Genomic DNA, 13,333 nt, shown 5'->3' with positions numbered 1-13,333 from the left:
AATTCAAAAGTCAAAAATCAAAAGTCAAAATCCGTACGCGGTAAAAAGCGGCGGCAAAAGCGTTTTTGAATTTTGCCTTTTGCCTTCGCCGCATCACGCAGCCTGCATCTCTTTACGCGTTTTGCGCTTTTCGGCATGCGCCACAGCGGCCTCACGTACCCAGGCGCCTTCATCCCAGGCCTTCTGGCGGGCTTCGAGGCGCTGCTTGTTGCAGGGACCATTGCCGCTCACCACGTTCCAGAATTCCTCCCAGTTGATGGGACCGAAGTCGTAATGCTTGCGCTCGTCGTTCCACTTGAGATCGGGGTCGGGGAGCGTCATGCCCAGCAGCTTTACCTGCTCGGCGATCATGTCTACGAAGCGCTGGCGCAGCTCGTCGTTGGAGAAGCGCTTGATCTTCCACTTCATCGACTGCTGCGAGTGCGGCGAGGCATCGTCGGTGGGACCGAACATCATCAGCGAAGGCCACCACCAGCGGTCGATAGCGTCCTGCACCATCGCGCGCTGCTCGGGTGTGCCCTTGCTCAGCACCAGCAGGCTTTCGAATCCCTGGCGCTGGTGAAAGCTTTCCTCCTTGCACACGCGGATCATGGCGCGGCTGTAGGGGCCGTAGGAGGTGCGGCATAGCGGCACCTGGTTCATGATGGCCGCGCCGTCGACGAGCCAGCCGATGGCGCCCATATCGGCCCAGTTGAGCGTGGGGTAGTTGAAGATGGAGGAGTACTTGGCCTTGCCGCTGAGGAGCTGCTCCGTCATCTCGTCGCGCGAGATGCCGAGGGTTTCGGCGGCGCTGTACAGGTAGAGCCCGTGGCCGGCCTCGTCCTGCACCTTGGCGATGAGGATCAGCTTGCGCTTCAGCGAGGGGGCGCGGGAGATCCAGTTGCCCTCGGGCAGCATGCCCACGATCTCGCTGTGCGCGTGCTGCGAGATCTGGCGGATCAAATTCTGCCGGTACTTCTCCGGCATCCAGTCTTTCGGCTCGATGCGCACTTCGGCGTCGACTTTATCCTGGAAGATCTTCTCTAATTCGGCTACGCTCATATCGAAAGAGTTATATACAAATTTACGTTTTAAAAGGCGGCGGGGCGGGGTTTTAAGGGTCTGTTTGGAGTTTGGGGTTTGGGGTTCTTACCAGCGTCCTTCTCGTGCGCAAGCCAACTTCAAACTACAAACTCCAAACTGTTTTATTTCGCGTCAAAGTCAACAACGATCCGCTCCGTCCTCGGGTGCGACTGGCAGGTGAGGATATAACCCGCGGCGACCTCGTCTGGTTCAAGACCCCAGTTTTCGTCCATAACCACTTCGCCTTCCAGCAGTTTGGCCTTGCAGGTGCAGCAGACGCCTCCCTTGCAGGCATAAGGCAGGTCGGCGCCCTGCTTCAGGGCTGCGTCGAGCACGCTGTGGCCGTCGTAGGCAAGGTCGAAGTCGAAGGCGATGCCATCGAGCTTGACCTGCACCTGGCTCCGCGGTCCGGAGTCGGACACGGCGGCCTTCTCCGTTTCGACATTGGACTTCTTCTGCCCCGGCACGGTAAACAGCTCGAAGTGGATCTTCTTCGGCGCCACGCTCCGCTCCTGGAGGAAGTCGCGGACGCAGAAGATCATCTCCTCGGGGCCGCACACGAAGAAGTGGTCGCAGGAGGCAAGGTCGATCACCTTGTCGAACAGGAGGGCGCACTTGTCGCGGTCGATGCGGCCGTTGTTGAGGGGCGCGTCGCTCTGTTCGCGACTCAGCACATGGTACAGGCGAAAGCGGTCGATGTACCGGTCCTTGAGGCCCTCGAGCTCCTCCTTGAAAATGATCGAGCCCTTGCTGCGGTTGCCGAACACGAGCGTGCAGCGGCTGCGGGGCTCGGTAGCGAGGATCGTCTTGAGCAGCGAGAGCACGGGCGTGATTCCCGAGCCGGCGGCAAAGAACACGTAGTGCTGTTGCTGCGTGCTGTTGATGTCGACGGTGAAGGTGCCCGTGGGCGGCAGCACTTCGAGCACGTCGCCGGCCTTCAGCGACTCGTTGGCCCAGGTGGAAAAGAGGCCGCCCTCAACTTTCTTCACGGCCACGCGCAGCTCCCCGTCGAGGGGCGAGCTGCACAGCGAGTAGTTGCGGCGCAGCTCTTCGCCATTGTGCACGGTGCGGATGGTGAGGTTCTGGCCGGCGCGGAAGCGGAAGGTTTCCTGCAATTCGGCCGGCACGTCAAACGTGATGGAAACACAGTCGTCGGTCTCGCGCTGCACTTTCTTCACGGTCAGGGGATGGAAATGGATCATAGCAAGGGCGCAAAGATAACCTTCCGGGAAGGTTTTGGAGGTTTTGAAGGTTTTGAAGGTTCTGGGGGTTCTTAAGGTTCTTAAGGTTCTGATGGTTTTTAAGGTTCTGGGGGTTCTGAGGGTTCTGAGGGTTCTGAAGGTTGGATGGAGCGAAGTTTGGGGCGATTGAGCATCACGGGTGGGCGCAGGTGGCCGCTGGTAGCTGCGCGTATAGTTCCAGGCAATAGGCAGCCCCCGCATCCTGAAATGTCGTTGGGACAATCCGGGTTTTTCAAGGGGCCCCATTCCCGGATGAAGCCATGGCAGGCAAAGGCCCATATGGGATAATGCGGAGGATGTGCCCGCACGCGTTATCCCGGCCCCGGGAAGCTGCCCGCGTGGGATCCGGGCTGCGTTACGCACAATTCCCGCAACGCAGCGCCGCAGGAGCTCCGGGGCACGGAGCAAACGCTGGTTTACCGGCAACGTTCCATCCCGGCGGGACGGTAAATCTGTAGCCCGGCTGGCAACCCGCGGTCGGCGTTGTGCGGAAAGCTGCGCCCCTTCGGGGCGCCGTGCCAGTGGCCCCGGGTCGAGCCCGGCGGGGCGATGGCCCGGGGAAAAGAGCGCAACTAGCGAAAGCTGCGCCCCTTCGGGGCGCCGTGCCAGTGGCCCCGGGTCGAGCCCGGCGGGGCGATGGCCCGGGGAAAAGAGCGCAACTAGCGAAAGCTGCGCCCCTTCGGGGCGCCGTGCCAGTGGCCCCGGGTCGAGCCCCGGCGGGGCGATGGCCCGGGGAAAATGGCGCAACTAGCGAAAGCAGCGCCCCGAAGGGGCGCCGTGCAGGCTCCGGGGGCCAAGGCCCCCACGATTGATTGCCTGTCCCAGATGGGAGGGCCAGTACGCCAACGGCGCCGCTCGCGCGGCGCCGTTGGTTTGTAAGAACATGGCAAGCGGTCAGGCCTGGGGATTCGCCGTTGCCGCGGCGCGGGCCTGGGCCTGCGTTTGCCGGCTGGCAAGGAGGGCGGCGAATTCCTCGGTGATCGCGTTGGCCGCTGCGATCGCATTGAGCCAGGGGGCGCGGTCCTGCTGCTGGCGGCGGCTGCTGACCTCCCCGGCGTTGAGGAGGGTGGCCACTTCGTCGTAAAGCGGCCGCGCCTCGGTGAGCTTGTCTTTTACGGTATAATCGACCGCCAGCGACTGGGCGGCGCGTTCCTGGCCGCGGGCCACGGACAGCGTATCGTATTCGCTGTTGACCGTTTGCAGGCGGTCGACCCAGCGCTGCAGGCCGAGGCTAGCCACGGCGGCGGCAAGCTCCGGCTTGTCGCGCCAGTCGCGTAGGAACGAGTTGATGCTCGTGGTTTCGGCCTTGACGGTGAGCTTGCTGATCGCCCGCGCCCCGCCATATAAAGACAGGTTGGCGTGCAGCTTCCGGCCGGCGGCCGCGCAGGCCGGGTCGGGATCATTCTGAAAGCCGTCGCAGACCTTGCCGACGCCGATCACAAGGCTGTCGCGTTCTGCCTCAAGACGCTGCAGGGAGGCCGTTTGCGAGGAGCCGGTTGCCTGGCGGAAAGCCAGCGCCGCTTCCTGCAGGCGCGCTTCCAAATCGCCGAGGGTTTCGCTGAGCGCCCCGGAAAGGTTGCCGGCCGCGCGGATCACGCGGATCAATTGTTCCAGGTAACGGATGGCTTCGGCTTGCGGGAGCCGTTCAAAATAGAGGGTTTGCAACATAACAGAGGGTTTTGGTTATCCTAATTTACTCTTTTCCGGAAAAAAAGAAAACCAAGGGCCTTTTTTTTCGCGAAGCTTCCCGCCAAATGGAAACTGCCCTCCGCGGCTGGACGAAGCCAGTTTTCCGATTGGCGGGCGCCTCTTCGACAGGTGCAAACCCCCTTTTCCATTTGGCGGGACCCGGTCTCACTCCGCGAATGCCCTTTTCCGTTTGGCAGCCCGCATTTCCGTTGCGCGGAGGCCGGATTCCATTTGGCGAACCGTATTCCGGTGCTTGCAGAAGCCTCCGCTGGTTGGCGGGCTGCTTCCCGGGCGGCGAAAAGGCCGGTTTCGTTTCGGCCATCAGGCAACGTGCGCCTGCTTCGCGTTCGGCCGGTTAGAAGGGGGCGAGCGGAAGGCGTGGCAGGCAAAGGATGTTTGCCTGTTACCCGGATTGGCTGCGGAGAGTCGTCGATCTTTAAGTACAGGCACAACAGGGTCTCGGAGCAGGCAGGATACTTGCTAACTTCATTCCCGGCGACAGCGTAAAACCCTGGTCGTTCTGTGCGCCTTCGCAGCAGGCAAATGAAAAACTAATTTGATGAACGTTCCAGATGATCAAAGCCCGCAATTGCCAAAGGATGAAGTTGAGCACCTCCGCCCTGCCCCGCTTTATGGAGTTATTTTTTGTGCCCTTATCATCGTTCTTGTTGGTGTCGTGTATACCATAAGACACGAGCTTATCCTGGGCAACTTACCTTCTGGCCGTGGCGCGGGCGCAGGAAGACCGAGCGTCTTCAGCGGTCCTGCTGCGATTGTGTTGGGCGTGCTGTTCGGTGTGTATTCCGTATACCTTCTTTGGAAGCGGCAACGGCGTCGCGGTGACGGCGGTGCATAATAACGACTGTTGCACTGGCGCGGCTTGCCTAAGTGCGTATCTTCAAGTAAGGTCGGCCTGCGAACAGCTCTGAGCGTTGGCTGCATCCTGCATCCTGGCTGCACCCGGCATTTGGATTTTCCCGGCAGCCAAGGGCAGGATCCGGCTATATGAATTCTGGGGTGAGTATTATTACATGCAAAAGGATGCCGTACGCTCCACCTTGACCGGCCGTCGCCTGGCCCCTTCGTTGGAGGCCAAACGGGGAAGACCGATATTTGACACAACCGGTTACCACAAATGCCCACCCGAAACTTCACCGCTTTGCCCATCCTCACAACGGAACGACTTACCCTCCGTCGCCTGTCCATTCAGGACGCCCGGCAGATCTTCAGCCTGCGTTCCGACCGGGAGGTCAATAAATATCTCGACCGGCAAATGGCCGGCAGCCTTGACGATGCAAGGATCTTTATCGACAGGGTGAATGAGAACATGGAAAACAACGCCTCCTTGTATTGGGCGATTACCGTAAAAGAGCAAAACTCCCTGATCGGGACATTTGCCTTTACGGCTTTTCAGACGATTCTGCGGGCTGCGAGATTGGCTACGAGCTGTTGCCGGGTTTCCAGGGCAAGGGAATCATGCGGGAGGCGCTGGAGAAAGTTATCAATTACGCCTTCCATACACTGAACGTTCAAAAGATCGATGCTTTCTTTCACCGGGAGAATAAGCGTTCACAAAAGCTGCTGGAGACGTTTTCGTTTCGTGGCCCGGACAATACCGACGGCACTTCCGACGCAGACGTACTTCATTATCACCTGGACAAGCCAGCTAACCATTCATAGCCCCGGCCGCCGGCCCCGCGCATGAATTCAGCGAACGTTGAACCGCAAAAAAGAATAACCATCACCACAATGAGGCAAGAGATTTCGCCGCTGATACAAGCAAAAGAGCTTCTGGAATTATACGGCAAAGAGCATATCATCCTTGTCGATGCCACGAACGGACCCAATGCAAAAGCGGCCTACCAGCAGCGGCATTTGAAAGGAGCGCTGTTTGTTGACCTGAACGAGCAGCTGGCCGATATCAAAAGCGATGCGGCGCAGGGTGGACGGCACCCGTTGCCGACGCTGGAGCAATTTTCAAAAACACTGTCTGCGCTGGGTATTTCGAAAGAAAGCCACGTCGTGATCTACGACGACAAAAACGGGTCGAACGCGGCTGCCCGTTTTTGGTGGATGCTCCGGGCCGCGGGGCACGAAAAAGTGCAGGTGCTCAATGGCGGGTTCAGGGCGGCCGAAAAAGCGGGCTTCCCGGTAAGCGGCGAAATGGAAAAAGCCGAACCTGTTGGCCCCTACCCCATTGAAAACTGGAAGCTCCCGCTGGCCGATATGTCGGAAGTGGAAGCCGTAGCCAGGAACAGCAACCATCTGGTCATCGATGTTCGCGACAGCGACCGGTACAACGCGAAAACCGAGCCGATCGACCTGATCGCAGGGCATATCCCCGGGGCCGTCAATATTCCTTTTTCGGAAAACCTGGACGCCAATGACCACTTCCTGCCGGCACCGGAATTAAAGGAGAAATACGAAAAGGCTTTCGCGGAGCGAAGCGCGGAAAACATCATCGTTCATTGCGGATCGGGCGTAACGGCCTGCCATACGCTGCTTGCAATCGCGTATGCAGGATTAGCGATCCCGAAACTCTATGTGGGCTCCTGGAGCGAATGGTCGCGAAACGACAAGCCCCTGGCAACCGGGTTGTAAACATTGTTTTGCCAATTCGCGTCGCCCCCTATTTTTACAGCCTTCATCCTCACCTGTAAATCGACGTACATGAACAAAGCAGCAGCGCTCCTCCTGGCGCCCGTATTCCTCACGCTCAGCGCCGGGGCACAGCTCTCCGGAACCGGCAGCAGCGGCGACAGCAAGGAAAAAACCAAGATCAAAACAAACAGCGGCGACACAAAGTCCTGGGCCGTTAAGTGGAATCCCGAAAGCCTGGCCTTCGGCAAGATCGGCCTCAGCGGCGAGTACAGCCTCAAACGCAAGAAGAGCATCACCTTCGGTGTGGGCATCCCCGTGGAGCGCACCTGGACACGTAATACCAGCGATGAAAAGATCGACCTCCATACCAAGACCTTCTCGGTGATGGGCGGCTACCGGATGTACCTCGGCAAAAAGCCGATGACCGGCTTCTACTTCGAGCCCTACCTGAAATACGTCAACCTGAAGGCAAACGGCTTGTACGACAACAAAAGCGTTACCGACCCCGAGTTGTACCAGACCACCGTCAACTACTCGGGCGCGGGCGTCGGCGCGCAGCTGGGTGTGCAGTTCATGATCGCGCGCGTGGTGGTTTTCGACCTCTTCATCCTCGGCCCCGAGGCGAACATATCCAGGTTCGAGGGCGACTTCAAGGATATCAACTCCAACATTCCCTGGACGTTCATCCAGGAGCAGGACGCCCGCCGCGAGATCGAGGACGCCCTCAAAGACATCCCGATCGTGGGCGACAAGACCGAGATCAACGTATACCGCGACCAGCGCCGCGTCAATGCCAAATACAACGGCTTTTTGCCCGGACTCCGCTTTGGCCTTTCGGTAGGCGTTCACTTCTAGCAATCCCCTGGCCGTCCCGGAATATCGGGCCGGAGCGGTAGGGAATCGAAAACACCAGGGCAGAAACCCTGGTGTTTTTTATGGCCGATTGCCGATTCCCGATTGCCGATTCCCCGTATTGGCGTAGGTTTGCACGCCCCTCTATTCGGTCGGGCGATGGCCCCATTCCTGCCATCTTCATCAAACAGACCTTTTTTATGTCGTTAATGGTAGTAGGCTCCATGGCCTTCGACGCTATTGAAACCCCTTTTGGCAAGAGCGACCGCATCATCGGCGGTGCCGCCACCTATATCGCCTGGAGCGCCTCCAATTTCTGCCGCCCCATCAAGCAGCTCTCCGTAGTCGGCTATGACTTCCCCAAGGAAGAACTGCAGGCCCTCGAGAACCGCGGTGTCATCCTCCAGGGTGTGCAGGTAAAAGAAAATGAAAAGACCTTCTTCTGGAGCGGCCGCTACCATATGGATATGAACACGCGCGACACGCTGGATACCCAGCTCAACGTGCTGGCCAACTTCGAGCCCGTAGTGCCCGAATCGTACCAGGGCAGCGAGTTCCTGATGCTCGGCAACCTCGTGCCGGCCGTGCAGCATGCCGTGATCAAGCAAATGAAGCAACGCCCCCGCCTCATCGTGATGGACACGATGAACTTCTGGATGGAAACCGCCCACGCCGACCTCCTCGAGGTACTCAAGGAAGTGGATGTGCTGCTGGTGAACGACTCCGAAGCCCGCGAGCTGAGCCACGAGTTCTCGCTGGTGAAGGCTGCGCGCAAGATCCTCACCATGGGTCCCAAGTACCTTATCATCAAGAAAGGCGAGCACGGCGCGCTCCTCTTTCACGGCGACAACGTGTTCTTCGCCCCGGCACTGCCGCTCGAAGACGTGTTTGACCCCACCGGCGCCGGCGACACCTTTGCCGGCGGCTTTATCGGCCATATCGCCCGCACCAAGGATATCTCCTACGAGAACATGAAGACCGCCATCATTGTCGGCTCGGCCATGGCCTCGTTCTGCGTGGAGAAGTTCGGTACCGAGCGCCTCCGCGAGCTGAAGAAAGAAGACATCGAGGCCCGCATCCGCCAGTTCCAGGAGCTCGTAAACTTCGATATCGAGCTGGTCTGATCGCGTTGATCGGTAATCAGTTTATTAGCCTATTTGTAAAGGGTCGCTTTCTGGCGACCCTTTTTTATTGTTAAGGAAAACCAAAATGCGGCCGGCCTGCAATAACGTTTACCGGTAGCCGTTTCTATTTCCCGGTACCGGTTTTTGTTTTTGGAGAACGCCTGCGCAGGCAACCGGTGCCGAGCCTTTACCGACGTCATCCGGCCTGCTGCCGTTGCGCACCTATGCATCCCATCTTTCCCGTAGTTCTACGGGCGGCAGCCGCTGCCCTGCACGGGTCGTTACCGTAAACCAACAAACCCTCCTACCATGAAACGCGCTTTGTTCCTGGCGATGCCGCTCGTGCTGGCAGCCGCCCTGGTCTTCATCGTCATGCGTCAACCGCAACAACCGGTCATCCCGCGGCCCGGGTTCCCGGTGGAGGCCCGCAGCACGCAGGCCGCAACCGGCACCTGCCCGGAGAATGTTATCCCTACGGAAAACCAGGCAGCCGCCCACCCCCCACTACGTCCGGCAATAATGGGGGTGGCGCTTCCTCTGGCCGCACTCAGCCCGGTACTCGACAACTACACCGAGGCCGAGCTGGACCCGCGCTATGCCGGGTACGTGCAAAGCCGGCAAGGCACCAAACTGAGCTTTCCTCCTTTCGCTTTTGAACTGCCAAACGGCAGTATTCCCACAGGCCCCGTAACGGTGTCGGTACAGGAGTTCTACGAGCCTGCCGATATCGTGCTGGCCGGCCTAAGCACGCAGGCCGGCAGCCGGCTTCTGGAGACCGGTGGCATGCTGTATGTCGACGCGCGCTACAAGGGGCAACAGCTGCGGCTTCGCGACGGGATGCTCTATGGACTCGATATGCCCTATACCGAGAAGAAGCCCGACATGCAACTGTTTCAAGGGCGGCCGCTCGCCGAAGGCATCGACTGGGAGCCGCTGCTCGAAGGGGCTGAGGGCAGCGTCCGCTATTACCGCATGCCTTTTGTGCGGCCCGCCGCCCTGGACTCCCTGCAGCAGCTGCTCCGCGCGGGCCTGCAGTGGCCGCAGGATGTGGAAGGCACCCTTACCTGGTGGGACGCAACCATATCGTTCAGCATCGATGAAACCGGCAAGCCCGCTCGGGTGCAGGTAAAAAACCCGATGTCGCCGGGCTTTATCAGCCTGCTCGACTCGGTGCTGCGCAGCCGCGACAGCGTGGCGCTGGGCTGGGCCGACGGCAAGCCGGCAGCCGTCTCCTTCCGGCAGCAGCTCACCTTTCGCTGGCCCGCCGACAGGCGCAACGCGCGCAACTTCGACATAGAGCGGAGCGACCTGCTTGTCGATTCGGTCTATCGGAAAGGAGGAGCGGGCTACTATACATTCCGTGCGCCCATGCTCGGCTGGATCAACTGCGACCGTTTTCTCAACGATCCGCGCGAAAAGGAAAACCTTTATGTGCAGCTGGCCGATCCATCCGTAGAAGTACGGCTGCTCTTCGGATCGATCAACAGCCTGATGTGCGGCACACGAACCGACAGCGGCTATGTATTCAACAATGTGCCGAAGGGGGAGGCGGTAACCGTGATCGCGATGCGGAAGGAAGGCAATTGCTACGAGCTTGCCCAGCGTGCCCTTCGGGTTGGGGAGGGTGACGTACGCGGCCTGACCTTCGCAACAATGTCGCTCCGGGAGGCGCGGCAGCGACTACAGCCGCTCAACCGGAAAGCCAATGCAGCACTCGCCCAGCGCGGTGCCCTCACTACGAACACACAGCTATGACCTTCCGGCCGATCCTCTTTGTATGCAGCTTCCTGCTGGTCGTTTCCTGCAGCGAGGAACGGCAAAGGAGCAGCGCAGGCACCGTACCAACCGCCGTTTCGACCGTCGACCCGGCGATCCTGAACGCGGACAGCGATATTGTTGAAGCGCAGCGCCAGCCTGTAGTTGGCAATGCGGCGGCGGCAGCGCACCAGTCCCGCTAATGCGACCGGTTGTGGTAAAGAAGGTAGCGGTTTGTTTCCCACCAGCCTTCCACGAAGTCGTCCATGTGCCGCTGCAGCGAATCGTGCGGCTGCGGCAGCGGGGCGCCTGAGAACGTAAGCAGGCGCCGCATCTTCCCATCGATCTCGCGACGGTACAGGTAGTCGCCTTCGAAGTAGCCGATGGTGCCGTCGTTGGGCGAGAACACGAAGCTGCTGTTCCAGCGCTGCGGGTTCGTCCCGGCGCTGTCGAAGAGATTTTTTCCAAGTGCTCCGTAGCGCGCGGGCACCGAGGCCAGCGAAGCGATGCTGGGCATGATGTCGATCTGCGAGCTGAGGGTAACGCGGTCTTCGGGACGCAGGAACTTCGGACCGTAAAAAAGCAGGGGCACGTGGTAGTTTTCGAGCTGCTCGCTGGTCCACGCGGCGGGCATCAGCGCGCCCACCTCGCCGGTCACACCGTGATCGCCCACGAACACGAAGAGCGTGTTGTCGAACCAGGGCTGCCTGCGGGCAGACTCTATGAATTTCTGGTAGCAGAAGTCGGTATAGCGAAACGCATTGTACTCGCCGTTGGAGCTGAAGCCGTTCCTGCGGAGCTCCGCCTCGGGCAGGTCGAGCACTTTAAATTCCGCGCGGTCTTCTTCCGGGATCGTATAGGGCCGGTGGTTATCGGCCGTCTGGATGATGGCGAAGAACGGCTTCGTTTCTTTCGTCAGGCGCGCCGTGGCCTGCAGCAGCAGGTTCTTGTCGGAGATACCCCACACGTCCACCTGCTTCCCGGCAAGCTGCTCCTGCTCCACGAGGTGCAGGTCGCGGATGTTGTTGTTGAGAAGGCCGCGGATGTTGGCCCAGCTGGCGCTGCCGCCGATAAAGTAGTACTTGCTGTAGCCGCTGAAATCGCTCATCAAAATATGCTGGTCGACGGTGGCGATGTTGCGGCTCGAGGAGCCGTTGCGCTCCACGTCGGGCAGACCGGTGAGCACGGCCCATACACCGCGGGCGGTGCTGTACGAATTGGTGAAGCAGTTGCGGAAGAACACGCCGCTGTCGCACAGGCTTTTGAAATAGGGCGTGGCATTGAGCGGGTTGCCCCACATGCTGCTTTTATAGGCGCTGAAGCTCTCGCAGATCACGAGCACGACGTTGACGCCTTTGGGAACCGTATAGCCCGGTGCGGGCCCGATGACGCGCTGGAAGCCCAGGTTCTTTTTATCGATGTCTGTAACGCCAAAGTACGGCGCCATGCGGTCGTACTGCTCGGCCACCTTTTTGGCGTCGTAAGATGACTTGCGGAATTTCAGCGTGCTGACGAGACTTTGAAAGGGGTTGAGCGCCAACTGTCCTTCGAAGGAGTTGGAGAACGAGAACACATCGCTCCAGCGCAGCGCAAACTGGCTGAGGCTGCCCCAGCCGCCGGCGAGCAGCAACAGGAGGAAGCTGCAATAGTACACCCAGCGATGGCGCAGCACGGGCTTCGGTACGGCGGCTATATAGCGCACAAGGCGGCGGAAGAACAGCGTCGACAAAACGAGCAGAACCGCGATGGCGAGCAGCACGCGGAGCACCGGGTAGGTTTCCCAGACCATCTGCGCCGACGTGCCCGTTTCTTTCAGCAGGCTCAGCGAGGCGCCGTTGAGTCGCTGCTGCAGGTAGTCGTAGTGATAGTAGTCGACGATGTAAAGAAACAGCACGAGGAACAGGACAATCACGAGCAGCGGAACCCAGAAGCGCTGCGCGCCGCGCTGGCGCCAGGGGCGCAGGGCTGGTATGGCCGTGAGCAGCAGCACAAGCGCGCTGAGAATCACCGCCACGCGCGCGTCGAACTTGAAGCCCATCCAGAATGCGCCCGCGGGAAAGACCTCGCCGATCGGCTTGAAGGCCCAGTAAAAAAAGAACCGGAACAACGTGAACAGGGCCAGGAACAGGGCACCGATCAGAAAGGACCATTGTATCGAACGGGGAAGTCTCATGGGGAAATCAGGTTTTCAATGGGCTGCTGCCCGAATCTCGGTGTTCGTGAATCGTGAATCGTCAATCGTGAATGAATGGCGCGGCATCCAAAGCATTCATCTGCGTCTGTCTTAAAAATCATAAAAAATCTGCGTTCTTTCTCTCCGCGGCGAAGCCGCCGAATCTGCTCTATCTTCGGCCCCGATGAATGCGCTGCTGCAACTGGACAAGTCGCTTTTCCGCCTGCTCAACGGCCGCTGGCACAACAGCTTTCTCGACGCCGTGCTGCCTTTTGTGCGCAACTCGCTCACCTGGCTTCCGCTGTACATCTTCCTGTTTCTCTTTGTCGTGATCAACCTGCGCCGCCGCGGATGGATCATACTGTATGCGGCCTGCACCGCGGCGCTCACCGACACCTTCAGCAGCACCATCATCAAGAACCTCGTGTTCCGCACGCGTCCCTGCAGCGACCCCGAGATGGCCTCGCAACTGCACTTCATCGTCAACTACTGCCCCATCTCCTCCTCGTTCACCTCCTCACATGCGGCGAACCACTTCGGCATCGCTACGTTTCTCTACTTCCTGCTGCGTCCCATCGTGGGCCGCTGGGCGGCTGCCGGCTTTGCCTGGGCCGGCATCATCGGCTACGCGCAAATATATGTGGGCGTGCACTTTCCGTTCGACGTTTGCGCGGGCGCACTTGTCGGCATCGCCACGGGCTGGGGCATGTACCGCCTGTTTGCCCGGCATACCGGTCCCGTTGATCGCGAGAGCCTGCTGCGCGGAGACGCACTGACGCCGCAAAGTTCCCGTTAAAGTGGCATCCGTGTAAGCAGCGCCGCCTGTTTTAACAAGA

11 protein-coding genes and 1 pseudogene are annotated in these 13,333 nt (G+C 59.7%); 8 read left to right on the top strand and 4 right to left on the bottom strand.

Going from position 1 to position 13,333, the window contains the following annotated elements; translation table 11 throughout:
* Positions 1-93 precede the first annotated feature (93 nt).
* The 3 genes from paaA to ACYU7Z_RS13645 all read right to left on the bottom strand — a co-directional run bounded on the left by paaA (position 94) and on the right by ACYU7Z_RS13645 (position 3,971).
* Positions 94-1,041 (bottom strand): 1,2-phenylacetyl-CoA epoxidase subunit PaaA, encoded by a 948-nt coding sequence (paaA, locus tag ACYU7Z_RS13655; RefSeq protein WP_460571365.1) that lies wholly within the window; start codon positions 1,039-1,041, stop codon positions 94-96.
* A gap of 143 nt (positions 1,042-1,184) precedes the next feature.
* A complete protein-coding gene (gene paaE, locus ACYU7Z_RS13650) occupies positions 1,185-2,264 on the bottom strand; it encodes a 1,2-phenylacetyl-CoA epoxidase subunit PaaE (protein WP_460571363.1) in 1,080 nt (359 codons plus the stop codon).
* Between the two features lie 933 nt (positions 2,265-3,197).
* Entirely contained in the window at positions 3,198-3,971 is a 774-nt protein-coding gene (locus ACYU7Z_RS13645; protein ID WP_460571362.1) for a DUF6261 family protein, read from the bottom strand.
* 580 nt (positions 3,972-4,551) lie between these two features.
* Between ACYU7Z_RS13645 and ACYU7Z_RS13640 the strand changes: the two genes are divergently transcribed.
* The 7 genes and pseudogenes from ACYU7Z_RS13640 to ACYU7Z_RS13610 all read left to right on the top strand — a co-directional run bounded on the left by ACYU7Z_RS13640 (position 4,552) and on the right by ACYU7Z_RS13610 (position 10,527).
* The gene (locus ACYU7Z_RS13640) at positions 4,552-4,848 is read left to right on the top strand and encodes a hypothetical protein (protein ID WP_460571360.1); all 297 of its coding nucleotides are present in this window, start codon (positions 4,552-4,554) and stop codon (positions 4,846-4,848) included.
* Between the two features lie 279 nt (positions 4,849-5,127).
* Positions 5,128-5,672 (top strand): annotated as a pseudogene (locus ACYU7Z_RS13635) (GNAT family N-acetyltransferase).
* A gap of 69 nt (positions 5,673-5,741) precedes the next feature.
* Entirely contained in the window at positions 5,742-6,593 is an 852-nt protein-coding gene (locus tag ACYU7Z_RS13630) for a sulfurtransferase (RefSeq protein WP_460571358.1), read from the top strand.
* Positions 6,594-6,662: 69 nt separating this feature from the next.
* Positions 6,663-7,448, top strand: coding sequence for a DUF3575 domain-containing protein (locus ACYU7Z_RS13625; RefSeq protein ID WP_460571356.1), 786 nt, complete (start codon positions 6,663-6,665; stop codon positions 7,446-7,448).
* A gap of 197 nt (positions 7,449-7,645) precedes the next feature.
* A complete protein-coding gene (locus ACYU7Z_RS13620) occupies positions 7,646-8,569 on the top strand; it encodes a PfkB family carbohydrate kinase (protein ID WP_460571354.1) in 924 nt (307 codons plus the stop codon).
* 309 nt (positions 8,570-8,878) lie between these two features.
* Entirely contained in the window at positions 8,879-10,324 is a 1,446-nt protein-coding gene (locus ACYU7Z_RS13615; RefSeq protein WP_460571352.1) for a hypothetical protein, read from the top strand.
* Positions 10,321-10,527, top strand: a complete 207-nt coding sequence (locus tag ACYU7Z_RS13610) for a hypothetical protein (protein ID WP_460571350.1) — start codon at positions 10,321-10,323, stop codon at positions 10,525-10,527. Before ACYU7Z_RS13615 ends, ACYU7Z_RS13610 begins: the two co-directional genes overlap by 4 nt.
* On the opposite strand, the gene ACYU7Z_RS13605 is transcribed toward ACYU7Z_RS13610, so the two are convergent.
* Positions 10,524-12,497, bottom strand: a complete 1,974-nt coding sequence (locus tag ACYU7Z_RS13605; protein ID WP_460571348.1) for an LTA synthase family protein — start codon at positions 12,495-12,497, stop codon at positions 10,524-10,526. The genes ACYU7Z_RS13610 and ACYU7Z_RS13605 overlap by 4 nt on opposite strands.
* Before the next feature lie 184 nt (positions 12,498-12,681).
* Here ACYU7Z_RS13605 and ACYU7Z_RS13600 point away from each other — a divergent pair, with 184 nt between their 5' ends.
* Entirely contained in the window at positions 12,682-13,293 is a 612-nt protein-coding gene (locus ACYU7Z_RS13600; protein ID WP_460571346.1) for a phosphatase PAP2 family protein, read from the top strand.
* Positions 13,294-13,333: the final 40 nt, after the last annotated feature.

The sequence above is a fragment of the Flaviaestuariibacter terrae genome (genome assembly GCF_054777635.1).
This window is presented reverse-complemented; position numbering and strand designations above follow the sequence as displayed.